Raw genomic sequence first — 26,142 nt, 5'->3', positions numbered from 1 at the left:
GGGAACATACGGACTACAACGGGGGACATGTATTTCCCTGCGCGCTGACCATCGGTACATACGGTGCGGCAAGAAAGCGGGAGGACCGGAAGATCCGCTTTTATTCCATGAATTTTGGGGATCTGGGAGTCATCGAGACCAGCCTTGACGAGCTTACACCGGACAAGAAGGCCGGATGGACCAACTACCCCAAGGGCGTGATGTGGGCATTCAGGGGAAGAGGGTACGAGATGGACTGTGGTCTGGACGTAGTCATCTACGGCGACATCCCCAACGGCTCCGGTCTTTCTTCATCTGCTTCCCTGGAAGTGCTGACAGGCACCATGCTGAAGGACCTGTACGGCTTCCCGGTATCCATGGTGGAGATCGCGCAGATCGGACAGTATTCTGAAAACAATTTCAATGGATGCAACTGCGGGATCATGGACCAGTTTGCCAGCGCCATGGGGAAGAAGGACCATGCCATCTTCCTGGACACCAATACGCTGCAGTACGAGTACGCGCCTGTGAAGCTGGAGGACGCGAAGATCGTTATCACCAACAGCAAGGTGAAGCACAGCCTGGTGGACTCTGCCTACAATGACAGAAGAAACGAGTGTGAGAGGGCTCTGGCAGATCTTAAGAAAGTGACGGATATCAGCGCCCTGGGAGACCTGACCGAGGAGGCCTTTGAGGCTCACAAGGACGCCATCCAGGAGGAAGTCTGCCGGAAGCGGGCCAAGCATGCGGTGTACGAGAACCAGAGGACCATCCACGCAGAGGCGGCGCTGAAAGAGGGAAATGTGGAGCAGTTCGGAAAGTATATGAACCAGTCTCACATTTCTCTTCGGGACGACTATGAGGTGTCCTGCGAGGAGATCGACGTGCTGGTGGATCTGGCATGGAGCGTGCCCGGCGTCATCGGCTCACGTATCACAGGAGGCGGATTTGGCGGCTGTACAGTCAGCATTGTGAAAAATGACGCGGTAGACACATTTATCGACACAGTGAAAAAGGGCTACAAGGACAAATGCCACAAAACGGCAGAGTTCTACGTAGTTGAGGTCGGCGACGGGGCGCACCGGCTGGCATAGTGAGGGCGGATGCCCTGTATTCAGGAGGAAAAGGGAATGTTATATAAGAATATAAAGAAGCTTGTGGAGTACGGTGTTCAGACCGGTCTTACGCCGGAGTGCGAGAGGACCTACACCACCAACCTGCTTCTGGAGATTTTCAAGGAAGATGACTATGAGGACGTGTCCATAGAAGGCGAGGAGCTGGACCTGGAGCAGATCTTAAAAGCGCTTCTTGACGAGGCTGTGGCAAGGGGACTTGTGGAGGACAGCGTGGTGTTCCGCGACCTCTTTGACACGAAGCTGATGAACTGCCTTCTGCCCAGACCTGCCCAGGTGCAGAAGACTTTCTGGGAAGAATATGAGAAATCCCCGGAGGCTGCGACAGAATTTTTCTACAGATTCAGCCAGGACAGCGACTACATCCGCCGCTACCGGGTGAAGAAAGATATGAAGTGGAAAGTGGACTCCCCCTACGGTGAGATCGACATTACCATCAACCTGTCCAAGCCGGAGAAGGATCCCAAGGCCATCGCGGCGGCAGGGGCGGCAAAGGCAAGCAGCTATCCCAAGTGCCAGCTCTGCATGGAGAACGAGGGCTACGCCGGGCGTGCAAACCATCCGGCCAGGGAGACCCACCGGATCATCCCCATTACCATCAATGACAGCAGATGGGGATTTCAGTATTCTCCCTATGTGTACTACAATGAGCACTGCATCGTGTTCAACGGCCAGCACGTGCCCATGAAGATCGACCGGGCTGCTTTTGTGAAGCTGTTTGACTTCGTGAAGCAGTTCCCCCACTACTTCCTGGGTTCCAATGCGGACCTTCCCATTGTGGGCGGCTCTATCCTGAGCCACGACCATTTCCAGGGAGGAAACTACACATTTGCCATGGCAAAGGCCCCCATCGAGATCCCGGTGACCATTCCCGGCTACGAGGATGTGGAGGCTGGCATCGTGAAGTGGCCCCTCTCCGTACTCCGTATCCGCCACGCAGATGAGAAGCGACTCATTGACCTGGCAGACCACGTGCTGCAGGCATGGAGAGGATACACGGACGAGGATGCCTTCATCTACGCGGAGACAGACGGCACACCCCACAACACCATCACTCCCATCGCCAGAAAGAAGGGAGACATGTACGAGCTGGATCTGACCCTGCGGAACAATATCACCACAGAGGAGCATCCCCTGGGCGTGTACCATCCCCACGCACAGTACCACAATATCAAGAAGGAGAACATCGGCCTTATCGAGGTCATGGGTCTGGCCGTCCTTCCCTCCAGGCTGAAGGAGGAGCTGGAGATCCTGGCGGACTATATCGTGGAGGGCAAAGACATCCGCTCCAACGAGAAGATCGCCAAGCATGCCGACTGGACAGACTCCTTCCTGCCAAAATACGACAGCATCACAAAGGACAATGTGATGGATATTCTGAAGGAGGAGACAGGCATCGTCTTCACCCACGTGCTGGAGGACGCAGGCGTCTACAAGTACACGGAGGAAGGCCGCAGGGCGTTCATGCGGTTCATTGAGACGCTGTAGGTACAGCGCCGCAGCCGGTTTATTTCATATGGATAATAGTATGGAGCTGTCGCATCAATGATTAGGAAATCATAGTGCGACAGCTCCAGCTTTCTAAAACTATCTATTTTTTCGCCTTTTCATAGTCATCATTTCTCTGTATCCGGCTAAATGGGCGTCTGTACTCCATATCATAATTCGTCCGATTCCCGGTGTAGTCTCTTCGTATCGTTCCATTAGTTATATGCGCAATATGATTTCCGCTTTCTATAATTGTAGACATAGGAAGAATCAGTGTCTCTTTTTCTGCAACCGCTTTAGCAAATTCCGATTTTACACTTTCTGCATCTGCACACATATGCGGTACTTCAAGGAGATTCATCACGATAGAGGTGTCCATAAATCTAACATTCATATTCACACCCCCAACCATTCATAATCTGCTTGCTGAAGTGGATTTTTTATCATATTGATAATCGAATCATCAAGCATGGCATCTCCCAATCCACCTTTAGCAAGTAATTTCGGATACTGTTCAATATCAACAAGCGAAATAAAATTGCTCGTTCCTTTTTCTCTGTCTCTATATACAACAGAAACACCTAATAACTTCTCTTTATCATATCTATTCAGTAAAATCGGGTTATGCGTTGTAATAATAATATCCAAATTTCTTTTCTTTCCAATTTCACTCAGCTTATTGATTAGCGTGCTTACTCTGCTTGGATGAATACCATTATCAATTTCCTCTACAACTAAAATTCCTCCTTCGGGGATGGAAAGCATAGCTGCTACAATGGCAATACAGCGTAATGTTCCATCTGACAGTTTCTTAGCATCCACTACTTCTGAGGCTGTCATATAACGTTCTTTCAATGCAAAGATAACGTCATCCAATTTTGTCTTAATAAATTCAATACCCTTAACTTCATTTTCAGGCAGACTGCATATAATCTCTAAAAGAGCCTTTTTTTGTTCTTCCGTCTGGCATAATTGATACAATACCGGAGAAATATTTTCTGCGTTTTCCTTTAGCGCTGTATCAGTAAGCCTTACGTAGTCACGCATATCTTTAGGCACAGGATTTAATACAAAAATCCCTTTTAAATTTTCCAAGACTAAATTAACGTAACCGAGGCACTCTTCATCACGTCTTGTATTTTGTGGAAGTTTGCTTCTTAACTGTGCCAAAACAGAGGATACACGCATACAGATAATATCTGGATTTCTTCCTGTTTTCTTATCATTATATTCTGCCCGTATATCCCCACTATCTTTAGAAGAAACAGCTTTCGTTTTGAATATTTTTTCTCCACCGGCAATGGTGGTTTTCCCATTTTCAACTTTATACAGTCCTTCTTCTTCTACCCATACCCTTTTACTGGTGCTGATTCGAATATAATAAAGCAAATCGTACTGGTCGTCCAGATCAATCAGACACCCCAATTTAAACGATGTTGTTTTAAAGCGACAACACGCTGCACTGCCGCCTCTTATATGGCTATCATTATTTCTTGTTCCGTCTAAAACAATACTTAAATCCACCCCTGTAGCTAATTCAGCAAGTATCTGTATTCCCTCAACCGCATTACTTTTTCCGGACGAGTTAGAACCAATCAAGCTGGTAACGCTTTCTAGAGACAGTTCTGCCTTTTCAAAGCTTTTAAAATTTTCAAATATAAAACTCTTTATTATCTTTATCACCCTTTATTCCATAGAGCATTTCTAAAACTCTGCATTTTTTAATTTGTTTATTATGTAGTATACCATATTCCTCCTACTAAATATAGATAATTTCCTCATTATCTCCTTTACAGGCTCATTGTTGCGACAGATTCATTTTTCGTTGTAAAAAATGTAAAGAAGCGCATAGTTTTCGTTGTATTTTTTGTTCTTCCCCTATATGCCATAGAGGAAATTTATGAATGTATCCGGAAAATATGGAAACAAACCTTTAGATAATATTTAACGAATTTTAAGATTTCTTTCCACGAATTATCACAAATTAAGTTTAGACTTGTCTGGAGATAAGGCGAGGGCCCCGCGGAGAGGGGCGCTGCGGAAAGGAGTCTTTTTTTATGCTTGAAGAACAAAAACCACTTATCAGTATCATCGTACCATGTTTCAACGAAGAAGAAGTTCTCCCTATCTACATAAAGGAAATGGAGAGTATCATTGGCGGGATGAAGACGGCCCGGGTGGAGATCATCTTTGTGGATGACGGCTCCACGGACGGCACGGCAGAGATGCTGCGGCAGTTCCACAGCAGGCGGCAGAATTACCGGTATCTTTCCTTTTCCCGTAATTTTGGCAAGGAGGCGGCCATGTACGCCGGCATGCAGGCGGCTCTCGGGGATTACGTGGCTGTCATGGATGCGGATCTGCAGGATCCTCCCGAGTATATCCCTCTTATGTTCCAGACGCTGAAGAAAGGAGAGTACGACTGCGTCGCCACCCGGCGGGAAGACCGGAAGGGGGAGAAAAGGATCCGTTCTTTTCTGTCCGCCTCATTTTATAAATGTATCAACAGACTCTCAAAGGTAAAGATTGAGGAGGGCGCCAGGGACTTCCGGATGATGAACCGGAAGATGACGGATGCCCTTCTGTCCCTGGGCGAGAAGAACCGTTTTTCCAAAGGGCTTTTCGGCTGGGTGGGATTTAAGACAAAGTGGCTTCCCTACCACAACGTGGAGCGGGCGGCCGGCGACACAAAGTGGTCCGTGGCAAAGCTTTTCCGGTATTCCCTGGACGGGATACTGGGCTTTTCCACCATCCCTCTGTCCGTGGCCTCCTACGGAGGCATTTTTTTCTGCGGCCTGGCTTTTGTCATGATCGTTTTTCTCGTGATCAAAAATCTGATCTGGCATGACCCGGTGGCAGGGTGGCCGGCCATGATGTGCGCCATCATTTTCATAGGCGGTATCCAGCTTCTGTGCATGGGCATCATGGGCCAGTATCTGGCGCGGGCTTACACGGAGATCAAAGACAGACCAATCTATATCTTAAGGAGTTCCAGCGATGAGGAAGATGAAAAGCAGCAGGAAAATTTTGTTTCCATTGATACTTACAGTTATACCGGTCCTTCTCACTCTGATGAAGATAAGCGGAGGGTATCTGGCGGGATCTGAGACGGACTGGCTCTCCCAGCACATTGTATTTCCGGAGTATTTCCGGCAGAAATTTTATGAGACCGGCAACCTCTGGCCGGACTTTGCCATGGAGCTGGGCGGCGGGCAGAATATATGGAATTTTGCCTACTACGGGCTCTATAATCCCCTGCACCTGCTGTCCTTTCTCCTGCCCTTTGTAAAAATGTCCGACTACGTGCAGGCGGTCATGGTGCTGACCTGGATCGCAGACGGCCTGCTGTGCTACATCTGGCTGAAGAACGGCCACTTCCGTCGGGAGGACAGTTTTTTTGCAGCCCTTCTCCTCGTGCTTTCAGGTCCTGTGGTATTCCATACTTCCATGCAGATCATGTTTGTCAGCTATATGCCCTTCCTGCTTCTGACGCTCATAGGCTATGACAGGTACGTAAGCACAGGAAAATACAGCCTTCTGACCGCGGGTGTGCTTCTCATGGTTCTCACCAGCTTTTACTTTGCAGTAGGAGGGGTGGCGGCGCTTCTGATCTATGGACTGTGCGGCTGGAAGAAGGAGTGTGCTTCCTCCCCTGGGGTCCTTGTCCGGTCTTTGTGGAAACAGTTCTATCCTGCCTTCTTCGGGGGACTTCTGTCATTTTTCTACCTGGTGCCGGTGTGTTTTGCCATGCTGGGTGGAAGGAGCGATGACAGCAGCTATGCGTTGTCGGATCTTATTACGCCGGAAGTAAGTCTCTTTAAAGTTCTCTACTCACCTTACGGCATGGGGCTGACGGCCATGGCGGTGGTGGTCCTGTGCGTCAGTCTGTTTTACTGCCGGTGCAGGGAAAAATACATGGCCATGTGCCTGGGACTTCTTCTCCTCTTCCCGCTGGCGTCTTACATTCTGAACGGCGGGCTGTATATGAGAGCCAAGGCTTTCATCCCCTTCCTGCCGCTGCTTTGTTATCTGGCGGCGGCCTTCTTCGGGTATTTCCGCCGGGGCATTATCGCCAGGTGGAAGCTGCTCTCTGGCTATGCGCTGGCTGTCTGCATTCTGGTATGGGGAAGCATGGGAAATGGTGTCGCAGACGGGGCAAGGGCAGTGCTCTACGTGGATCTTCTGGTATGTGGCCTTTTGTTCCTGGCAGGCGTAAAACTCTGGCGCAGAGCTGTGTGTACAGGCCTTGTGGCGGTTATGCTCTGCGCCTCCTGCGTACAGATTGCCTTCTCAAAGGACAGTCTGGTAAAGGCGGACTGGATGAAGGAATTTTCAAGCGGAGACATGGCGGAGGCGGCACAGAAGATCCGCAGTGAGGACAGCGGACTCTACCGGATGGAGGTCCGGGGCACGAGGGAGCAGGAGAAGGCGGCAGACAACCAGGTGATGGCCGAAGGGCAGAACCTGACGACCCTGTATTCCTCCGTGGGCAACACTGCCTATGAGACATTCCGGGAGGAAATCCTGCATCTGTCCCGCCCCGCCCGGAACGGGCTGATGCAGGAGTCCACGGAAAATCCGGTCTTTCTACGGCTTATGGGGGTGAAGTATCTCCTGGTGCGGGAGGGAAATGAAACAGAAATCCCGGAGGGCTACGAGAAGACAGGCCAGGTGGGGACGGTGGAGATCTATCAAAATGAAAGCACGGCTCCTGTGGGCTATGTGACAGACCAGGTGATCTCCAAAGAAACCTTTGCGGAACTGTCCTGGCCGGAGCAGTCCCTGGCCCTTCTGACCCTGGCGGCGGCCGGGGAGGAGGATACGGCAGACTTTCAGCCGCAGGTCCGGGAGGCGGATTTTGGTTCTCTGGAAGGAGAATATGAGGTGGATTCCGGCGGGGAGACAAAAGACTTTGCGCTGGAGGACAGACAGGAGACAGACCAGTATCTTTTTCTCAGTTTTAAAGTAAAGAATAACAGGCCCCGCCGGGACGTGAGCATTTCGGTGAACGGGGAGACGAACAAGCAGAGTGCTTCGCAGGGCTATGCCTATGACAATGAAAACCAGGTTTTCTATTATATGTGTCCCCTGGAGGAGGGGCAGACATCTGTGGAAATTGCATTTGGCGAAGGAAGTTATGAGATATCGGATGCCCAGGCCTGGTACGGAAGCGCTGACGACGCCGGGAGCGGCCAGGCAGAGTATGTGGATGCGGGCCTGGAACTGACGGCGGACGGGGACGGGCTGACAGGAAGCTTTACGACAGAGAACGGTGGCTGGCTGATCACGTCCATCCCGTATGACCAGCATTTCACTGTATATATAGATGGGAAGGAGGTTCCGGCCAGCCAGGTCAACGGTGGATTCCTGGGAGCGGAAACAGAGGCGGGAAGCCACCAGGTGGAGATACGATATGACGCGCCGGGAAAGGCGGCGGGACTGGCGGTGTCCCTGGCGGCGGCGCTCTTTCTGGGGGCGGATGCCCTGCGGAAAAAATATGGGGTGTCACGGAAGTGACGCCCTTTTTTGTCACCCTCCGGGGAAATTTGGCACACGGAAACAGTTGACGGGATCATTCGGCTGTGTGACAATTATAAATAAGGCCTATATCACAGGAGGCAGATATGGAACTAAGCCAGCTGCTCTCACAGGTGAGATACGAGGTGATACAAGGTACGGTCCACACTCGGGTTGCAGGTGTGACAAATGACACGAGAGATCTGAAGAGAGGGGATGTCTATGTCTGTATCGAGGGGTACGATACAGATGGACACAGGTTTGTCCCGGAGGCTGTGAAAAAGGGAGCGTCGGCCATTGTGACGGCAAAGGAGATCCCCTGCCCGGAGGGGGTGACGGTGATCCGGGTGTCAGATACCCGGTGGGCTCTGGCAGCCATGTCCGCAGCCGCGCTGGGGTATCCGGCGGAGCACCTGCGGGTCATCGGTATAACCGGAACAAAGGGGAAGACCACCACCGCCTGGATGCTCCGGGATATCCTGCGGCGGGCGGAAGGGGCATGCGGGTTGATCGGGACCGTGGAGACAGATACGGGGCTGCGCCGCTTTCCCAGCGTCCACACAACCCCTGAGTCCTGTCAGCTCATGGCATATTTTCAGGAGATGAGGGAGGCAGGGCTTAAAAGTGCAGTGATGGAAGTGTCCTCCCAGGCCCTGAAGCTGGAGAGGACAGCCTGTATCCCTTTCCATATGGGGATCTTTACCAACCTGGGTGAGGATCATATTGGTCCAGGAGAGCATGCGGACCTGCAGGAGTACCGGTGGTGCAAGCACCTTTTGTTCCTTCAGTGTGAGACCGGGCTTGGGAACAGAGATGATCCCTGCTGGGGGGAGATCTTTGACAGGACCGGGTGCAGGAAGATCACCTTCGGGACCGGGGAAGGGGCAGACTACCGGGCTGTGGAGATCCGCCGGGAGACCCGGGGAGACTGCCCGGGCATGTGCTTTGCGATGGAGGGGAGAGAGGGCACCTTTTTTATCCCTCTTCCTGGGAGATACAATGTGTATAATGCCCTTGCCGCAGCCGCGGCGGCCTTTGAGCTGGGAGTCGGGGAGGAGACTGTGCGGGAGGCGCTGTGCCGGGTTTCCATACCGGGCCGGATGGAGCGGATCCCCTCCGGGGACGGGCGCTGCATTTTCCTTGATTATGCCCACAATGCCCTGAGCCTTGCCAACGCCCTCGGCACGCTGCGGGGCCTGGCTAAGGGCCGTCTGATCGTTCTTTTCGGATGCGGGGGGAACAGGTCCAGGCAGAGGCGCTTCGAGATGGGAGAGACAGCCGGGAGGATGGCGGATGAGACGGTTATCACCAGCGACAATCCCAGAGAGGAAAAGCCGGAGGACATCCTGGCAGATATTGTGGAGGGCATGAGGCGGACAGAAGGGACGTACACAGTCATACCGGACCGGAGGGAAGCGATCCGTTACGCGCTGGACTGCAGCGGGAGCGGAGACGTGGTCCTGATCGCGGGAAAGGGACACGAGACATATCAGGAAATACAGGGAGTGCGCTATCCTATGGACGACAGGGAGATCATACTTGGCGTGCTCCGGGGAGAAAAGGACAGGTAAGGATGCCGGAGAAAAAGATTTACGCAGATATCATTATTGACATTACAAACGAAAAACTGGATAAAATATTTCAGTACACCATTCCGCAGCGGCTGAAGGGAAAGCTGGAGGTGGGGACAGAGGTGCTGGTCCCCTTTGGGAAGGGAAATAAGGAGATCCGGGGATATGTGGTGGGATTTTCCGAGATTCCCGGCTATGACCCGGCCAGGATCAAGGAGATCCTGGAAGTGCCAAAGGAGAGCGTAGGGATCGAGACCAGGCTGGTGGCTCTGGCGGCCTGGATGAAGGAGTCCTACGGAGGAACGATGATCCAGGCGCTGAAGACTGTCCTTCCCATCAAGAAGAAGGAGAGGGAGAGAGAGAAGAAGGCGCTGGTCCTCCTTGTCTCCCGGGAAGAGGGAGAGGAGAAACTGCTCTGGTATCAGAAGAAGAACCAGAAGGCCAGAGCCAGACTCCTTGAGGCGCTCCTTTTGAGCCCCAGGCTGGACTATGATCTGGCCCGGGAGAAGCTGAATATCACCCGCCCGGTGGTGCGGACTCTGGAGGAGGCCGGCCTTATCCGCATCGAGTCCGTCCGGGTGTATCGGAATCCGCTGCAGGCAGGGGGAGAAGAGGAGAGAAAGATCGCGTATACAGAAGAACAGGAGGCTGCCATCCGCAGGTTTTCGCAGGACTATGACCGGGGACTGCGGCGGACCTACCTGGTCTACGGCGTTACCGGCAGCGGCAAGACGGAGGTCTATATGGCTATGATCCGGAAAGTGGTGGAGTCGGGCAGGCAGGCCATTGTGCTTATTCCCGAGATTGCCCTCACCTGGCAGACCGTGCTCCGCTTTCAAAGGCTGTTCGGCGACCGGGTGTCCATCCTCAATTCCCGGATGTCGGCGGGGGAGCGGTACGACCAGATGCAGCGGGCAAAAAAGGGGGAGATCGATGTTATGATCGGCCCCAGGTCTGCCCTGTTTACCCCCTTTCCCAAGCTGGGACTGATTGTCATAGACGAGGAGCATGAGGGAAGCTACAAGAGTGAGCAGGTGCCCCGGTATCACGCCCGGGAGACTGCTGTGGAGAGGGCCCGCCTGGAGGGGGCCGGTGTGGTGCTGGGCTCAGCCACACCCTCCCTGGAGGCTTTCTACCGGTGTGGAACAGGAGAGTATGTGCTGCTCCGGCTGCCATTCAGAGCCGGCAGCGCAGCCCTGCCCCATGTCTATGTGTCAGATATGAGGGAGGAACTGAAGAAAGGCAACCGCTCCATCTTCAGCGACAGGCTGAGAGAGCTGATGGAGGACCGGCTGAGAAAGGGACAGCAGGCCATGCTCTTTATCAACCGGAGAGGGTACGCCGGCTTTGTCTCCTGCCGGTCCTGCGGCCATGTCATCAAGTGCCCGCACTGTGATGTCTCCTTGTCCTCTCACCGGGGCGGAAGGCTTGTGTGCCACTACTGCGGCTATGAGAGGCCTGAGGCGAGGACCTGTCCGGAATGCGGGTCCCCTCATATCGGTGGGTTTAAGGCGGGTACCCAGCAGATCGAGGAGATGGTGAAAAGGGAATTCCCGGGGACCAGAGTGCTCCGGATGGATGCGGACACCACCCGGAGAAAAGACGGCCACGAGAAGATTCTCTCCGCCTTTGGCGACGGGGAGGCGGACATCCTTGTGGGTACACAGATGATCGTCAAGGGCCACGACTTTCCCAATGTAACCCTGGTGGGAGTGCTGGCTGCCGACATGTCCCTCTACAGCGACGATTACCGGTCCGCAGAGCGCACCTTTCAGCTCCTGACCCAGGCTGCCGGCCGGGCGGGAAGAGGGGGCGGGGGAGGCGAAGTGGTGATCCAGACTTACAGTCCGGACCACTACAGCATTGAGACCGCTGCCCGGCAGGATTACGAAGCATTTTACGAGGAGGAGATCCGGTACCGGGAACTGATGGGCTACCCTCCGGCGGCCCACCTCCTGGCTGTGCTCCTGGCGGGGGAGGACGAGGAGAAGCTGGCAGTTGCCTCTTCCTACCTGAAGGAATTTGCGGCCAGGCTGGGATCCTCGGGGCAGTTTGCGGTGATTGGTCCGGCCAGCCCCTACGTGGGGAAGGTGAGTGATGTTTACCGAAAGATTCTCTATCTAAAATGTGAAAAATATGGTATGCTTGTTAAGGCGAAAGACAGGATGGAACAGTATATTGAGCTGAACCGGGGATTCCGTGATATACGGATCCAGTTTGACTTTGACCCGGTACATTCTTTCTGACAGAACGCCGGTTTGACAGATCAATGATTTTTTTATAGAAGGAGCTAAAGACATATGGCAACCAGAAAGATAAGAGAACTTGGAGATGAAGTGCTGACAAAGCAGTGTAAAGAAGTGACAAAGATGACTCTGCGGACCAAGGTCCTGATCCAGGATATGCTGGACACCATGTACGAGGCACTGGGCGTGGGCCTGGCGGCTCCCCAGGTGGGCGTGCTCAAAAGGATCGTGGTCATCGATGTGGGGGAGGGTCCCCTCATCCTTATCAACCCGGAGATCCTGGAGACCTCCGGTGAGCAGACCGGGGAGGAAGGATGTCTCAGTGTGCCGGGCAAATCCGGCCAGGTGACAAGACCGGACTATGTGAAAGTAAAGGCTCTGAATGAGGATATGGAAGAGATAGAGCTGGAGGGAACCGGACTTCTGGCAAGGGCATTCTGCCATGAGATCGACCACCTGGACGGAAAGATGTATGTGGATCTTGTAGAAGGAGAACTCCACGATGTGAGCTACGACGAGGAGGATGAGTAGATGAGAGTGATCTTTATGGGTACGCCGGACTTCTCCGTGGGGACACTGGAGGCCCTGGTTCAGGCGGGACATGAGGTTGTGCTGGCAGTGACCCAGCCTGACAAGCCAAAGGGAAGAGGCGGAAAAATGCAGTATACACCGGTGAAGGAGAAGGCTCTGGAATATGATATTCCGGTCTTTCAGCCTGTGAAAGTCCGGGAGAAAAGCTGTGTGGAGAAGCTGGACAGTTATAAGGCGGATGTGATGGTGGTTGTGGCTTTCGGTCAGATCCTTCCCAAGGAGATCCTGGAGCTTACCCCCTACGGCTGCATTAACGTCCATGCCTCCCTTCTGCCGAAATACAGAGGGGCAGCGCCGATCCAGTGGTCCATCATTGACGGGGAGACGGTGACCGGCGTGACCACCATGCAGATGGACGAGGGGCTGGATACGGGCGATATGCTCCTTAAAACAGAAGTGCCCCTGGAGCCGGATGAGACAGGCGGCAGTCTTCACGATAAATTGTCGGCGGCCGGGGCAAAGCTCTGCGTGGAGACGCTGAAGGCTCTGGAAGAGAAGACTGTGACTCCCGAAAAGCAGGGAGAGACGCCTACAAAATATGCCCGAATGCTGGACAAAGAGCTTGGAAAGATCGACTGGACAAAGGACGCTGCCTCCATTGAGCGACTTGTGCGGGGATTAAATCCCTGGCCCAGCGCCTACACGTCCTGGGAGGGAAAGACCATGAAGATCTGGTCCGCGGAAGTGGTGGACAGGGAATGTAAAGCGCCCTGCGGCACGGTGGCTGAAGTGACGAAGACAGATTTCTCCGTGCAGACGGGAAAAGGCCTTCTGAAGGTCACAGAACTGCAGATCCCCGGAAAGAAGCGGATGGCTGCGGACGCTTTCCTGAGAGGGTACAAAATGGAGACAGGGACGCTGCTTGCTGAATAATAAATGAAAAAGTGTTAAAATTATATGAAAAACAGGTTTGCCGCCTGTTTTTCGTATATAATACTTCCCTGGAGGTTGATGATTATGATGTATCCTATGTATTACTGGTTTGATCCCACATATATACTTGTCATTGCAGGTGTGATCATCTGTCTGGCGGCATCCGCAAAAATGCGCTCTACCTTTAACCGATATTCCAGGGTGAGGAGCCACAGCGGCCTGACCGGAAGAGAGGCGGCCCAGGAGGTGCTTCGCCGGGCCGGCATCTACGATGTCCGTGTGGAGCGGGTGTCGGGAAATCTGACAGATCACTATGATCCCCGCACAAAAGTGCTGCGGCTCTCGGATGCTACGTACAATTCTACATCACTGGCAGCGGTGGGTGTGGCGGCTCACGAGTGCGGGCATGCCATGCAGCACGCACAGGGGTATGCACCGCTGAAGATCAGGGGATCCCTTGTCCCCCTGGCCAATCTGGGAAGCACCCTGGCCTGGCCGCTGATCCTGATCGGGCTTGTCTTTACGGGACGGTCCTCGGAGATGTTTCTGAACCTTGGAATTCTGGCATTTTCACTGGCTGTTCTCTTTCAGCTTGTGACGCTGCCTGTGGAGTTCAATGCATCCAGGCGGGCAGTCAGGATCCTGGGAAGCTCGGGGATCATGTATCCTGATGAGATAGAGGGGACGAAGAAAGTGCTGGGAGCGGCGGCGCTCACCTACGTGGCAGGGGCGGCGTCATCCATTCTGCAGCTTCTTCGTATTATTCTTCTGACGGGGAACCGCAGGGATTAAAGGAGGAACCGATGGCAAAAGTCAATACAAGAGACCTGGTGGTGGAGATCCTTCTCCTTGTCACCAGGGACGGACAGTACAGCCATATCGCGCTGAACCAGGTGCTGGAAAAATACCAGTACCTGGATAAAAGCGACAGGGCTTTCATCACAAGAGTGACAGAAGGGACCCTGGAGCGGATGATCGAACTGGACTATATCACGGACCAGTTTTCCAAAGTGAAAGTAAAAAAGATGAAGCCTGTCATCCGGGCTATTGTCAGGAGCGCCGTCTACCAGCTCAAGTATATGGACAGCGTTCCTGATTCTGCTGTCTGCAATGAGGCGGTGAAGCTGGCTGTATCCAGAGGATTTGGCGGGCTGAGGGGATTCGTCAACGGCGTGCTGAGATCCATTGCCAGAAACCTGGACAGCGTGCAGTATCCGCCGGAGGGGACGAAGGAGTACTTGAGCGTCAGATACTCCATGCCGCCCTGGATCCTGGAACAGTGGCTTGCCTGGTACACGCCGGAGCAGGTGGAACAGATGCTGCGGAATTTCCTGGAGGAAAAGCCTACCTCCATCCGCTGCAACCTTCATCAGATATCCCGGGAGGATCTGAAGAGAAAGCTGGCAGGCGAGGGTGTGAAGGCGGAGGAAGTGCCGGAGCTTCCCTGCGCTCTTCTGATCTCCGGATACGACTATCTGGGAGCCCTTCCCAGCTTTCAGGAGGGGGACTTCCAGGTGCAGGATATCAGCTCCATGCTGGTGGCAGAGAGGGCGAACCCCAGGGAGGGGGACTATATTATCGACGTGTGCGCAGCCCCGGGAGGCAAGGCGCTTCATCTGGCGGATAAACTGAGAGGCACAGGCATGGTGCAGGCCAGGGACATCAGTGACTACAAGGTGGGACTGATCTGGGACAATATCCGCAGGGCAGGCATGGAAAATATCGAGGCAGTCCGGTGGGACGCCACGGTCCTGGATGAGGAATCTGTGGAGAAGGCAGACATTGTGATCGCGGATCTTCCATGTTCAGGACTTGGAGTCCTGGGGAGAAAGAGCGATCTGAAATACCGGATGACCCGGGAGGGAGAGAAGGAGCTGGCTGCTCTTCAGAGGCAGATCCTCTCACAGGTCTGGAGATATGTAAAGCCCGGCGGGAAGCTGGTCTACAGCACCTGTACCATCAACCGGGAAGAGAATGAGGAAAATGCGGCCTGGTTCCAGGCAGAGTATCCAGAGCTCCGGCTTGTGAGCGAGGAGCAGCTCCTCCCCGGTCAGCAGGCGGGAGATGGATTTTACATTGCTGTTTTCGTCAGAAAGGATTAAACATATGGGGGAAACTATGGGGAAAAAGAAAGATATCTGTTCTTATACATACGAAGAGCTGGCAGAGGAGATGAAGGCGGCCGGCGAGAAGGCGTTCCGGGCCAGGCAGATCTATCAGTGGCTTCACGTGAAGCTGGCGGACAGTTTTGATGAGATGACGAACCTGTCCAAAGTGCTGCGTGAGAAGCTGGACCGGGAGTATGAGATCGCCCGGATGGATCTGGTGGAGCGGCAGATCTCAAAGGCGGACCCCACGGAGAAATTTCTCTTTGAGCTGGAGGACGGCAACATGGTGGAGAGCGTTCTTATGAAATACGATTACGGGAATTCCGTCTGTATCTCCTCCCAGGCCGGGTGCCGGATGGGGTGCCGCTTCTGCGCATCCACCATCGGCGGGCTCAAAAGGAATCTGAAAGCGTCGGAGATGCTCAGACAGATTTATAAGATCCAGAAGACCACCGGGGAGAGGGTGTCCAACATTGTGGTTATGGGTACCGGGGAGCCTCTGGACAACTATGACAATTTCGTCCGCTTTATCCGCATGATCAGCGCCCCGGAAGGGCTGAACATCAGCCAGAGAAACATCACCGCCTCCACCTGCGGCATCGTGCCCGGTATTCTTCGGCTGGCGGAGGAGGGCTTTCAGATCACCCTGGCGCTCTCACTCCACGCGGGCACCCAGGAAAAGAGAAAGAGCCTCATGCCTGTGGCCAACAGATATGAGCTCTCAGAGGTGCTGGCGGCCTGCGATACATATTTTGAGAAGACCGGCAGAAGGATCACCTTTGAGTACAGCCTGGTGAAGGACGTCAACGATACGGACCAGGACGCGGCGGATCTGATTCGCATAGCCGGACACAGGAACTGTCATATCAACCTCATTCCGGTGAACCCGGTGAGGGAGAGAAGCTACGTGCGGCCGAGCCGCCAAAATGCCCTCAAATTCCAAAATAAACTTGAAAAAAACGGAATAAATGTTACTATAAGAAGGGAAAGAGGCTCCGATATTGACGGGGCCTGCGGACAATTACGGAGACGCTACGCGGCTGCGGGAAAGGAAAAGGCAGATGAAAATTTACGCGCTGACTGATGTGGGGAGAAGACGGGAGGTAAATCAGGACTATGTATTTGCGACAGACAGTCCCATCGGACCGTTCCCGAATCTCCTGGTAGTTGCGGATGGGATGGGCGGCCACAAGGCCGGAGACTTCGCATCCAAATTTACCGTTGAGACGCTGAAAAGAGAACTGGAAAAAAGCGCGCCGGGAAGACCGGACGAGATTTTCAAAGCTGCCATCGACACCGCCAACCGCAGACTGATCGAGGAGGCGCAAAGAGACGTAAAGCTGGAAGGCATGGGTACAACCCTGGTGGCTGCCACAGTCATTGACAATACGCTGCACTTTGCGAATATCGGCGACAGCCGTCTATATCTGATCAGCGACAACATCCGGCAGTTGTCCAAAGACCACTCTCTGGTAGAGGAGATGGTGCGGCTGGGAGGCATCAAGGCGGAGGAGGCCAGAAACCACCCGGACAAAAACATCATCACCAGGGCTATGGGAGTCAAGGACGAGGCAGAGGCAGATTTCTATGAGTTCCGCATCAGCAGGGGAGATAAGATACTGATGTGTACGGACGGCCTGAGTAACATGGTGGAAGATGAAGTCATGTTCGGCATTGTGAAAGGTTCCAGAGATATCATAGAGGCTGTGCATATGCTGATCGACAGGGCAAATGCAAACGGAGGCAGAGATAATATAGGGGTAGTGATGGCGGAGCCCATCGCTGATGAGGTAGGCAAATGGTAAAAGATGGTATTTTTTTAGGAAACAGATATGAGGTAATAGAGAAGATAGGCGCAGGCGGCATGGCGGATGTCTACAAAGGCAGGGATACAATGCTGAACCGCTATGTCGCGATCAAAGTTTTGAAAAAAGAGTTCCGGGAGGACCAGACGTTTGTAAAGAAGTTCCGCTCTGAGGCCCAGGCTGCTGCTGGTCTTCTGAATCCCAATATCGTCAACGTCTACGATGTAGGGGAGGACAGGGGTCTTTACTATATGGTTATGGAACTTGTGGAAGGCATTACGCTGAAAGAATATATAGATCGTAAGAAGCGGCTTTCTGCCAGGGAAGTGATCAGCATTGCGATCCAGATGTGCTCAGGTATTGAGGAGGCACACAAACATCACATCATACACAGGGATATCAAGCCCCAGAACATCATTATATCCAACGACGGCAAAGTGAAGGTGACGGATTTCGGCATCGCCAGGATGGTGACATCCACGACCACGACCACAGTGGCTATGGGATCGGTTCACTATACATCACCTGAGCAGGCAAGGGGCGGTTACAGCGATGAGAAGAGCGACATCTACTCCATCGGCATCACGCTGTACGAGATGGTGACAGGGCAGGTTCCCTTCAACGGTGACACCACGGTGGAGGTGGCCATGAAGCACCTGCAGGAGGAGATCACGCCTCCCTCTGAGCTGGTACCGGACATCCCTTACAGTCTTGAACAGATCATTCTGAAATGTACCCAGAAAAACGCAGAGAGAAGATACAGTGATGTGGACGAGCTGATCCAGGATCTGAAGCATTCCCTTGTGGATCCGGACGGAGATTTTGTCCAGATCGTTCCTGTGGGAAATGCAGATACCGTAATCATCACGGAGGATGAGCTGGATGATATACGCAGCTCTTATGGAGACGATGATGACGACAGCTACGGCGAAGAATACGATGAGGACAATGAGGATGATGACGAGGACGACGAGGATCATGACAGCGATGAAGTCAATCCCCGCATGAACAAAGTCATCAAGATCATGACCATTGTTGTGGCGGTTATTATCATATTAGTGCTTGCCCTTGTGATAGGCCGGGCAGCCGGGCTGTTCCGCTTCGGCGGCACAGGGACCCAGCAGGAGCAGGAGAGTGACCAGGTGAAAGTGCCTGATGTAGTGGGAATGACTCTGGAGGATGCCAAGCAGGAGCTCAACGATGCAGGGCTTGGCTGGAAGATTGGCAAGCAGGAAGAGTCCGCTCAGTATGATAAGGGCTATGTCATGGGACAGGATCCGGAGGACGGTGAAAAAGTAAAGAAGAACACGCAGATCACGCTGGATGTGAGCACCGGCAAGGCAGAGGAGCAGGTGGAAGTGCCTGACGTAGTAGGCCAGGATGAAGCCGATGCCCAGAAGACGCTGGAGGACGCAGGCTTCAAGGTGGAGTCCACTGCGGTCTACAGCAGCCAGCCTCAGGGAGAAGTCGTGGCCACCACCCCGGAAGCGGGAACGCAGGCCGCGAAAGGCTCTACTGTGACGATACAAGTCAGCAAGGGAGAAGAGAAGATCAGTGTTCCGGATGTGCGGGGCACAGATGAAAATACAGCCAAGAACACCCTCTCAGGCGCCGGGCTGAATGTGACAGTTACTACGGATTACAGTGACAGCGTAGCCCAGGGCAATGTCATCTCCCAGGATCCCTCAGCGGGAACCAAGGTGGATGCGGGGACCAATGTGAACATTGTGGTGAGCCTTGGATCCAGACCTGTCAGCGTGCCTTCTGTTGTGGGCGTCTCAGAGAGCAATGCCCGCCAGATGATCGCAAGCGCCGGGCTGACTGTGGGAACTGTGACCTACAGGGAGGACTCTGCGCCGGCCGGCCAGGTGATCTCCTGCGACCCGGGAGTGGGATCCAGCGTGTCCAGAGGATCCACGGTCAACCTTGTGGTGAGTCAGGGACAGTCTTCATCCGGCGGAGATACGGATGAGCCGGATGACTCGGACACAGGAGAAGGACAGTAATACATGCAGGGAAAAATCATAAAAGGTATTGCCGGATTCTACTACGTTCACGTGGCAGGATCCGGTATTTACGAATGTAAGGCAAAAGGAATTTTTAGAAAAGAGAATAAAAAACCCCTTGTGGGTGACAATGTGGAGATCGATGTGCTGGACGAAAAAGACATGGAGGGCAGCCTGGTCTGTATCCTTCCGAGAAAGAATGAGCTGATCCGTCCCGCGGTGGCCAACGTGGATCAGGCTCTTGTTGTCTTCGCGGCTGCCAAGCCGGATCCCCACCTGAACCTGCTGGATCGCTTTCTTGTCATGATGGAGAGAAAAGAGATCCCGGCAGTGCTCTGTTTTAATAAGAAGGATATTGCCGGTGATCCGAGGCTTGTGCAGCTGGAGGATATTTATCGGAACTGCGGATGCCGGATCCTTTTCACCAGTGCTCAGAAGAAAGAAAACATCCGGCAGCTGCGGGAGATCCTGGAGGGGAAAACGACCACAGTGGCAGGTCCCTCCGGTGTGGGGAAATCATCCCTGATCAATCTTCTTCAAAGTGAGATACAGATGGAGACCGGCTCCATCAGTGAAAAGATTGAAAGGGGGAGACATACCACCCGCCACAGCGAACTGATTGCCATAGACGAAAATTCTTATATCATGGACACGCCGGGATTCAGTTCTCTGTATACCAACGACTTTGAAAAGGAAGAGTTGAAGTACTGCTTCCCGGAGTTCTCCCCCTTTGAGGGACAGTGCAGATACAATGGATGCGACCATGTGCACGAGCCGGACTGCGCCGTGAAGGAGGCGGTGGATGCCGGAAGGATACACAGGACCCGGTACGACAGCTATCTGGATATGTATGAAGAGCTGAAGGCAAAGAGGAGGTATTGAGGTTATGGACTACATTTTAGCGCCGTCCATACTGGCGGCGGACTTTACAAAGCTGGGAGAGGAGATCCGGCTGACAGAGGAAAACGGAGCTGCCTGGCTCCACTTTGACGTTATGGACGGCATGTTTGTCCCCAGTATTTCTTTTGGCATGCCTGTGCTGAAATCCATCCGTCACGCCACGGGACAGTTCATGGACGCCCACCTCATGGTGCAGGATCCAATCCGCTATGTGGAGGCCTTCAAGGAGGCGGGGGCGGACGGAGTGACCGTCCACCTGGAGGCCTGCCCGGACGTGAAGGCTGCCCTGGACAAGATCCATGCGTGCGGCATGAAGGCGGGACTTTCCATCTGCCCGGAGACGCCGGCGGCGGAGGTGGAGAAGTACCTGGACGATGTGGAGATGATCCTCATCATGTGCGTCCACCCCGGCTTCGGGGGACAGAAATTCATCCCTGGATCTTTGGAAAAGATACGGGCTGTGCGGGCGATGGCACGGGAAAAGGGAAAGGACCTGAACATCCAGGTGGACGGGGGCGTGTACCTGACCAATGTGAGGGAGGTGCTGGACGCGGGAGCCAATGTGATCGTCGCCGGCTCCGCTGTCTTTAACGGAAGCCCGGCGGAAAACACAAAGAATTTCATGGAGATATTTAAGAGCTATGAGTAGGAGAGCAGTGATCATCAGCGGGGGGACTCTGTACGAGGAGCTGATAGAAAAGACCATCGGGGAGTGCGAGGAGCCCTGCATTATCGGGGTGGACAAAGGGGTGGAGTTCCTGTATCGCCACAGGATCCAGCCCAGCTATATCGTGGGAGATTTTGACAGTCTGTCCCAGGAGATCGTGGACTATTATAAAAACGAGACCCACGTCTCCGTGCGTGAGTTCAATCCGGTCAAGGATGCCTCTGACACGGAGATAGCGGTCCGTCTGGCTCTGACTCTCGGGTGCCACGAGATGGTGATACTGGGTGCTACCGGGAACCGGATCGACCACCTCTGGGCCAACATCCAGACTCTGACTATTCCCTTCAGGGCCGGTGTGGACGCGGTCATCCTTGACCCGATGAACAAGATACGCCTCATCGGCGGGGAGACCCACCTCAGGAAGGAGGATGCCTTCGGGGATTACTTTTCCGTGTTCCCCCTGGGCGAGGTGGTCTATGGCTTCAACATCCGGGGGGCAAAATATCCCCTCACAGAGCACACTCTGACCCCCTACGACAGCCTCTGTGTCAGCAATGAGATCGAGGAGGATGAGGTGGTCATTGACTTTGTCGGTGGGATCGTCATCCTGATGGAGACCCGGGACAGAGAGGGAAAGCGGAAGTAACAACAGCGCGCAGTAAATATAATGAAAGGAAGAAACCCTCGGAAAAGAGGGTTTTTGACAGGTAAAGGATAAAATGAAATTAGGTATTGTAGGCCTGCCCAACGTGGGCAAGAGCACACTTTTTAATTCACTGACAAAGGCGGGGGCGGAGTCGGCAAACTACCCCTTCTGCACCATCGACCCCAACGTGGGCGTGGTGACCGTGCCTGACGAGAGGCTGAACGTGCTGGGAGAGATGTATCACACAAAGAAGATCATCCCGGCGGCCATTGAATTTGTAGACATCGCAGGGCTTGTCAAAGGGGCCTCAAAGGGAGAGGGCCTCGGGAACCAGTTCCTGGCCAACATCCGGGAGGTGGACGCCATCGTGCATGTGGTGCGCTGCTTTGAGGACAGCAATATTGTCCACGTGGATGGAAGCATTGATCCGCTCCGCGACATCGAGACCATCAATCTGGAACTTGTATTCTCAGATCTGGAGATCCTGGAGCGCCGTATCGCCAAGACCACGAAAGTGGCCAGAAATGACAAGACGGCGGCCAAGGAGCTGAAGCTTCTGGAGAAAATAAAGGAGCACCTGGAAGATGGGAAGCTGGCAAAGAGCTTTGACGGCGCTGAGGACGAGGAGGAACAGGCGTGGCTGGAAAGCTACAACCTTCTCACCTACAAGCCGGTAATTTTTGCCGCCAATGTGGCTGAGGACGACCTGGCTGACGATGGCGCCGCCAATGCCGGCGTGCAGGCGGTGAGGGAGTACGCGGACAAAGAAGGCTGCGAGGTGTTCGTTGTGTGCGCGCAGATCGAGCAGGAGATCGCAGAGCTGGACGATGACGAGAAGAAGATGTTCCTGGAGGATCTGGGGCTCTCCGAGTCCGGCCTTGAAAAGCTTATCAAGGCAAGCTACCGTCTCCTTGGACTTATCAGCTATCTGACAGCAGGGGAGCCGGAAGTGCGGGCATGGACGATCAAGAACGGTACAAAAGCACCCCAGGCTGCTGGCAAGATCCACTCTGACTTTGAGAGAGGATTTATCCGGGCCGAAGTGGTGGCCTACGACGATCTGATCGCCTGCGGCTCCCACAATGCAGCAAAAGAAAAAGGCCTGGTCCGCCTGGAAGGAAAGGACTACGTTGTGAAAGACGGAGATATTATGCTGTTCCGGTTCAACGTATAGAAAGACTGGCGGGAAAGGACAAGATATATCATGCACACTTCAATTGAATTCCCAAACATTGGCATTCATCTGGACAATGTGGGAAAGACCGTCACGGTTTTCGGATTCGATATTGCCTACTACGGCATTGTCATCGGCATCGGTATGCTGGCGGGCATTGCCATGGCCATGATGGAGGCGAAGCGCACAAACCAGAACCAGGAAGATTACATTGATATCGCTATTTTCGGCATCATCTTCGGTATTATCGGCGCGCGGATCTACTATGTCGTGTTCGCCTGGGATATGTATAAGGACAATTTGCTGGAGATATTCAATACCCGCCACGGCGGGTTGGCCATCTACGGCGGCGTCATAGCCGCGGTCATCACCGTGTTTGTGGTGGCCAGGGTGAAAAAACTCCCGGTTGCCCTTCTGCTGGACACAGGGTGCTTCGGTCTGATCACCGGACAGATGATCGGCAGATGGGGAAATTTCTTTAACAGGGAGGCCTTCGGTGATTACACGGACAATCTCCTGGCTATGCAGATCCCCCTGGATGCGGTGCGCTCCTCGGATGTGTCTGAGAACATCCGGGAGCATATAGATGTGATAGACGGCGTGTCCTATATCCAGGTACATCCGACTTTCCTCTATGAGTCGCTCTGGTGCCTTATGGTGCTGGTGATCCTTCTGCTGTACCGGACCCACAAAAAGTTCAACGGAGAGCTTTTCCTGATGTACCTTGCAGGCTACGGCGCGGGGCGTGTCTGGATCGAGGGCCTCAGGACGGATCAGTTATGGTTCCCGGGCACGGAGATCCCGGTGTCCCAGGTGCTGGCAGGTGTACTGGTGGTGGTGGCTGTCGTGCTGATCGTGTGCGGACGACGGGGGCTTGTACCGAAAAAGAAACAAAAGAAAACAGAGTAAAATCTGGACTTTTAAAATGGCACGGTCTATAATAAAGATATATGTGAAAAATTAAATTATTATTTTTCAAAAATCTAAGGAGGAACAAGAAAATGGCAAGAAAAATGAAGACCATGGATGGTAATCATGCAGCAGCTCATGCGTCATACGCATATACAGACGTTGCAGCTATTTACCCGATCACGCCTTCATCCGTTATGGCAGAGGCCACAGACGAGTGGGCGACACAGGGAAGAAAGAACATCTTTGGACAGGAAGTGCAGGTTACAGAGATGCAGTCAGAGGCCGGCGCAGCAGGTGCTGTTCACGGATCACTGGCAGCAGGTGCCCTGACTACTACTTATACAGCTTCCCAGGGTCTGCTTCTTATGATCCCCAACCTTTACAAGATCGCCGGCGAGCAGCTCCCGGGCGTGTTCAACGTATCTGCCCGTGCACTTGCAAGCCACGCGCTTTCTATCTTCGGTGATCACTCAGACGTTTATGCCTGTCGTCAGACCGGATGCGCAATGCTCTGCGAGTCCAGCGTACAGGAAGTTATGGACCTGACACCGGTTGCACACTGCGCAGCTATCAAGGGACGCATTCCTTTCATCAACTTCTTTGACGGTTTCCGTACATCTCACGAGATCCAGAAGATCGAGACATGGGATTACGAAGACCTGAAGGATCTGGTAGATATGGATGCCATCGATGCGTTCAGAAAACACGCTCTGAATCCGAACCATCCGTGCCAGAGAGGTTCCGCTCAGAACCCGGATATCTTCTTCCAGGCAAGAGAGGCAAGCAACCCGTACTACACAGCTATGCCGGCTATCGTTCAGGAGTACATGGACAAGGTTAACGCCAAGATCGGCACAGACTACAAGCTGTTCAACTACTACGGAGCAGAGGATGCAGAGAAAGTCATCATCGCTATGGGCTCTGTATGCGACACGATTGAGGAGACAGTTGACTACCTGCTCGCGGCAGGACAGAAAGTCGGCCTTGTAAAAGTACGTCTGTACAGACCGTTCAGCGCACAGGCACTGATCGATGCGATCCCAGATACAGTTAAGACAATCTCTGTATTAGACAGAACAAAAGAGCCAGGAGCTCTCGGCGAGCCTCTGTGGCTGGATGTTGTCGCTACATTAAAGGGAACAAAATTCGACGCAGTTCCGGTACTTTCCGGACGTTACGGATTAGGTTCCAAGGATACAACACCGGCACAGATCGTTGCTGTATATAACAACACAGAAAAAGAGAAATTCACGATCGGTATCGTGGACGACGTGACAGGACTTTCCCTGGAAGAGGGCGAGCAGCTTGTTACAACTCCGGAAGGAACCATCAACTGTAAGTTCTGGGGACTTGGAGCCGACGGTACTGTAGGAGCGAACAAGAACTCCATCAAGATCATTGGTGACAACACAGATATGTACGCACAGGCTTACTTTGACTATGACTCCAAGAAGTCCGGCGGTGTGACAATGTCTCACCTTCGTTTTGGTAAGAAGCCGATCAAATCCACATATCTGATCAAGAAGGCTAACTTTGTTGCATGCCATAACCCGTCCTACATCAACAAGTACAACATGGTACAGGAGCTGGTAGACGGAGGAACATTCCTTCTGAACTGCCCGTGGGATATGGAAGGACTGGAGAAACACCTTCCGGGACAGGTGAAAGCATTCATCGCTAACCACAACATCAAATTCTACACAATCGACGGTATCAAGATCGGTAAGGAGATCGGACTTGGCGGACGTATCAACACAGTTCTTCAGTCTGCATTCTTCAAACTGGCTGCCATCATTCCGGAAGAGGAAGCCATCGACCTGATGAAGGCCGCTGCAAAGGCTACCTACGGAAGAAAAGGTGACAAGATCGTACAGATGAACTACGATGCCATCGATGCAGGTGCAAAACAGGTGCACGAAGTGACAGTTCCCGAGAGCTGGAAAGACTGTGCAGATGAAGGATTATTCACACCTGAGGTTAAGGGCGGAAGAACAGAGGTTGTAGACTTCGTTAAGAATATCCAGTCCAAGGTAAATGCTCAGGAAGGAAATACACTGCCTGTATCTGCGTTCAAGGATTACGTAGACGGTTCCACACCGTCCGGTACATCTGCATACGAGAAGCGCGGTATCGCAGTAGACATCCCGGTATGGAAGTCAGAGAACTGTATCCAGTGTAACCGCTGTGCATATGTATGTCCGCACGCAGTTATCCGCCCGGTAGCTCTGACAGAGGAAGAGGCAGCCAAGGCTCCGGAAGGATTTGACACGATCGATATGATCGGCATGCCTGGCATGAAGTTCGCCATCACTGTATCAGCTTACGACTGTACAGGATGCGGTTCCTGTGCAAATGTCTGCCCGGGCAAGAAGGGCGAGAAGGCTCTCGTTATGGCAAACATGGAAGAGAACGCAGGATGCCAGACAGGATTCGACTTCGGAAGAGAGATTCCTGTAAAACCGGAAGTAGTAGCAAAATTCAAAGAAAATACAGTAAAAGGTTCTCAGTTCAAACAGCCGCTGCTTG

Annotated in this window: 21 protein-coding genes; 19 read left to right on the top strand and 2 right to left on the bottom strand. The window is 53.2% G+C overall.

Annotated features, from left to right (window positions below; translation table 11 throughout):
• Nucleotides 1-1,073: galactokinase (locus Q5911_RS13435; protein ID WP_303183525.1), on the top strand; the 1,073-nt coding region annotated here is incomplete at its 5' end.
• A 36-nt stretch (nucleotides 1,074-1,109) separates the two neighbouring features.
• Entirely contained in the window at nucleotides 1,110-2,600 is a 1,491-nt protein-coding gene (gene galT, locus Q5911_RS13430) for a UDP-glucose--hexose-1-phosphate uridylyltransferase (protein ID WP_303183522.1), read from the top strand.
• Nucleotides 2,601-2,703: 103 nt separating this feature from the next.
• Here galT and Q5911_RS13425 read toward each other — a convergent pair whose 3' ends face one another.
• Nucleotides 2,704-2,994: a hypothetical protein gene (locus Q5911_RS13425; RefSeq protein WP_076778690.1), complete on the bottom strand. Its 291-nt coding sequence runs from the start codon at nucleotides 2,992-2,994 to the stop codon at nucleotides 2,704-2,706.
• Between the two features lie 2 nt (nucleotides 2,995-2,996).
• Nucleotides 2,997-4,283: an AAA family ATPase gene (locus tag Q5911_RS13420; protein ID WP_303183519.1), complete on the bottom strand. Its 1,287-nt coding sequence runs from the start codon at nucleotides 4,281-4,283 to the stop codon at nucleotides 2,997-2,999.
• Nucleotides 4,284-4,657: 374 nt separating this feature from the next.
• Between Q5911_RS13420 and Q5911_RS13415 the strand changes: the two genes are divergently transcribed.
• The 17 genes from Q5911_RS13415 to nifJ all read left to right on the top strand — a co-directional run.
• Nucleotides 4,658-5,707, top strand: coding sequence for a glycosyltransferase family 2 protein (locus tag Q5911_RS13415; protein ID WP_303183517.1), 1,050 nt, complete (start codon nucleotides 4,658-4,660; stop codon nucleotides 5,705-5,707).
• On the top strand, nucleotides 5,598-8,117 hold the full coding sequence (locus tag Q5911_RS13410) for a YfhO family protein (protein WP_303183513.1): 2,520 nt from the start codon (nucleotides 5,598-5,600) through the stop codon (nucleotides 8,115-8,117). Before Q5911_RS13415 ends, Q5911_RS13410 begins: the two co-directional genes overlap by 110 nt.
• 107 nt (nucleotides 8,118-8,224) lie before the next feature.
• Complete coding sequence (locus Q5911_RS13405) at nucleotides 8,225-9,688, top strand: UDP-N-acetylmuramoyl-L-alanyl-D-glutamate--2,6-diaminopimelate ligase (RefSeq protein ID WP_303183511.1); 1,464 nt, start codon at nucleotides 8,225-8,227, stop codon at nucleotides 9,686-9,688.
• A gap of 17 nt (nucleotides 9,689-9,705) precedes the next feature.
• Complete coding sequence (priA, locus tag Q5911_RS13400; RefSeq protein ID WP_303183529.1) at nucleotides 9,706-11,934, top strand: replication restart helicase PriA; 2,229 nt, start codon at nucleotides 9,706-9,708, stop codon at nucleotides 11,932-11,934.
• A gap of 54 nt (nucleotides 11,935-11,988) precedes the next feature.
• The gene (gene def / locus Q5911_RS13395; protein ID WP_076778678.1) at nucleotides 11,989-12,465 is read left to right on the top strand and encodes a peptide deformylase; all 477 of its coding nucleotides are present in this window, start codon (nucleotides 11,989-11,991) and stop codon (nucleotides 12,463-12,465) included.
• Complete coding sequence (gene fmt, locus Q5911_RS13390) at nucleotides 12,466-13,398, top strand: methionyl-tRNA formyltransferase (RefSeq protein WP_303183507.1); 933 nt, start codon at nucleotides 12,466-12,468, stop codon at nucleotides 13,396-13,398. It begins immediately after the preceding gene.
• Nucleotides 13,399-13,482: 84 nt separating this feature from the next.
• The gene (locus Q5911_RS13385) at nucleotides 13,483-14,190 is read left to right on the top strand and encodes a zinc metallopeptidase (protein ID WP_330391139.1); all 708 of its coding nucleotides are present in this window, start codon (nucleotides 13,483-13,485) and stop codon (nucleotides 14,188-14,190) included.
• A gap of 11 nt (nucleotides 14,191-14,201) precedes the next feature.
• Nucleotides 14,202-15,500, top strand: coding sequence for a 16S rRNA (cytosine(967)-C(5))-methyltransferase RsmB (rsmB, locus tag Q5911_RS13380; protein WP_303183504.1), 1,299 nt, complete (start codon nucleotides 14,202-14,204; stop codon nucleotides 15,498-15,500).
• A 16-nt stretch (nucleotides 15,501-15,516) separates the two neighbouring features.
• A complete protein-coding gene (rlmN, locus tag Q5911_RS13375; protein ID WP_303183502.1) occupies nucleotides 15,517-16,590 on the top strand; it encodes a 23S rRNA (adenine(2503)-C(2))-methyltransferase RlmN in 1,074 nt (357 codons plus the stop codon).
• Nucleotides 16,568-17,311 carry a Stp1/IreP family PP2C-type Ser/Thr phosphatase gene (locus Q5911_RS13370; RefSeq protein WP_076778670.1) on the top strand — a complete coding sequence of 248 codons (744 nt, stop codon included), beginning with the start codon at nucleotides 16,568-16,570 and terminating at the stop codon, nucleotides 17,309-17,311. The genes rlmN and Q5911_RS13370 overlap by 23 nt, the downstream gene beginning before the upstream one ends.
• Nucleotides 17,305-19,317: a Stk1 family PASTA domain-containing Ser/Thr kinase gene (gene pknB / locus Q5911_RS13365; RefSeq protein WP_303183499.1), complete on the top strand. Its 2,013-nt coding sequence runs from the start codon at nucleotides 17,305-17,307 to the stop codon at nucleotides 19,315-19,317. The genes Q5911_RS13370 and pknB overlap by 7 nt, the downstream gene beginning before the upstream one ends.
• 3 nt (nucleotides 19,318-19,320) lie before the next feature.
• Nucleotides 19,321-20,199: a ribosome small subunit-dependent GTPase A gene (rsgA, locus tag Q5911_RS13360; RefSeq protein ID WP_303183497.1), complete on the top strand. Its 879-nt coding sequence runs from the start codon at nucleotides 19,321-19,323 to the stop codon at nucleotides 20,197-20,199.
• Nucleotides 20,200-20,203: 4 nt separating this feature from the next.
• Nucleotides 20,204-20,866: a ribulose-phosphate 3-epimerase gene (rpe, locus tag Q5911_RS13355; protein ID WP_303183495.1), complete on the top strand. Its 663-nt coding sequence runs from the start codon at nucleotides 20,204-20,206 to the stop codon at nucleotides 20,864-20,866.
• Nucleotides 20,859-21,530: a thiamine diphosphokinase gene (locus Q5911_RS13350; RefSeq protein ID WP_303183493.1), complete on the top strand. Its 672-nt coding sequence runs from the start codon at nucleotides 20,859-20,861 to the stop codon at nucleotides 21,528-21,530. The genes rpe and Q5911_RS13350 overlap by 8 nt, the downstream gene beginning before the upstream one ends.
• Nucleotides 21,531-21,603: 73 nt before the next feature.
• Nucleotides 21,604-22,704: a redox-regulated ATPase YchF gene (gene ychF / locus Q5911_RS13345; protein ID WP_076778659.1), complete on the top strand. Its 1,101-nt coding sequence runs from the start codon at nucleotides 21,604-21,606 to the stop codon at nucleotides 22,702-22,704.
• A 30-nt stretch (nucleotides 22,705-22,734) separates the two neighbouring features.
• Nucleotides 22,735-23,613 carry a prolipoprotein diacylglyceryl transferase gene (gene lgt / locus Q5911_RS13340; protein ID WP_303183491.1) on the top strand — a complete coding sequence of 293 codons (879 nt, stop codon included), beginning with the start codon at nucleotides 22,735-22,737 and terminating at the stop codon, nucleotides 23,611-23,613.
• Nucleotides 23,614-23,705: 92 nt separating this feature from the next.
• On the top strand, nucleotides 23,706-26,142 hold a 2,437-nt coding region (gene nifJ / locus Q5911_RS13335; protein ID WP_303183489.1), incomplete at its 3' end, for a pyruvate:ferredoxin (flavodoxin) oxidoreductase.

The organism is Lachnoclostridium phocaeense (genome assembly GCF_959599685.1).
Lineage (GTDB): Bacteria > Bacillota > Clostridia > Lachnospirales > Lachnospiraceae > Claveliimonas > Claveliimonas monacensis.
Note: the sequence above shows the minus strand (reverse complement) of the source record. Positions and strands in the feature narration are given on the sequence as shown.

Coding starts and splice junctions, on each gene's coding strand:
- galT (WP_303183522.1), top strand. CDS start 1,110: ATGTTATATAAGAATATAAAGAAGCTTGTGGAGTACGGTGTTCAGACC.
- Q5911_RS13425 (WP_076778690.1), bottom strand. CDS start 2,994: ATGAATGTTAGATTTATGGACACCTCTATCGTGATGAATCTCCTTGAA.
- Q5911_RS13415 (WP_303183517.1), top strand. CDS start 4,658: ATGCTTGAAGAACAAAAACCACTTATCAGTATCATCGTACCATGTTTC.
- Q5911_RS13410 (WP_303183513.1), top strand. CDS start 5,598: ATGAGGAAGATGAAAAGCAGCAGGAAAATTTTGTTTCCATTGATACTT.
- Q5911_RS13405 (WP_303183511.1), top strand. CDS start 8,225: ATGGAACTAAGCCAGCTGCTCTCACAGGTGAGATACGAGGTGATACAA.
- def (WP_076778678.1), top strand. CDS start 11,989: ATGGCAACCAGAAAGATAAGAGAACTTGGAGATGAAGTGCTGACAAAG.
- fmt (WP_303183507.1), top strand. CDS start 12,466: ATGAGAGTGATCTTTATGGGTACGCCGGACTTCTCCGTGGGGACACTG.
- Q5911_RS13385 (WP_330391139.1), top strand. CDS start 13,483: ATGATGTATCCTATGTATTACTGGTTTGATCCCACATATATACTTGTC.
- rsmB (WP_303183504.1), top strand. CDS start 14,202: ATGGCAAAAGTCAATACAAGAGACCTGGTGGTGGAGATCCTTCTCCTT.
- rlmN (WP_303183502.1), top strand. CDS start 15,517: ATGGGGAAAAAGAAAGATATCTGTTCTTATACATACGAAGAGCTGGCA.
- Q5911_RS13370 (WP_076778670.1), top strand. CDS start 16,568: ATGAAAATTTACGCGCTGACTGATGTGGGGAGAAGACGGGAGGTAAAT.
- pknB (WP_303183499.1), top strand. CDS start 17,305: ATGGTAAAAGATGGTATTTTTTTAGGAAACAGATATGAGGTAATAGAG.
- rsgA (WP_303183497.1), top strand. CDS start 19,321: ATGCAGGGAAAAATCATAAAAGGTATTGCCGGATTCTACTACGTTCAC.
- rpe (WP_303183495.1), top strand. CDS start 20,204: ATGGACTACATTTTAGCGCCGTCCATACTGGCGGCGGACTTTACAAAG.
- Q5911_RS13350 (WP_303183493.1), top strand. CDS start 20,859: ATGAGTAGGAGAGCAGTGATCATCAGCGGGGGGACTCTGTACGAGGAG.
- ychF (WP_076778659.1), top strand. CDS start 21,604: ATGAAATTAGGTATTGTAGGCCTGCCCAACGTGGGCAAGAGCACACTT.
- lgt (WP_303183491.1), top strand. CDS start 22,735: ATGCACACTTCAATTGAATTCCCAAACATTGGCATTCATCTGGACAAT.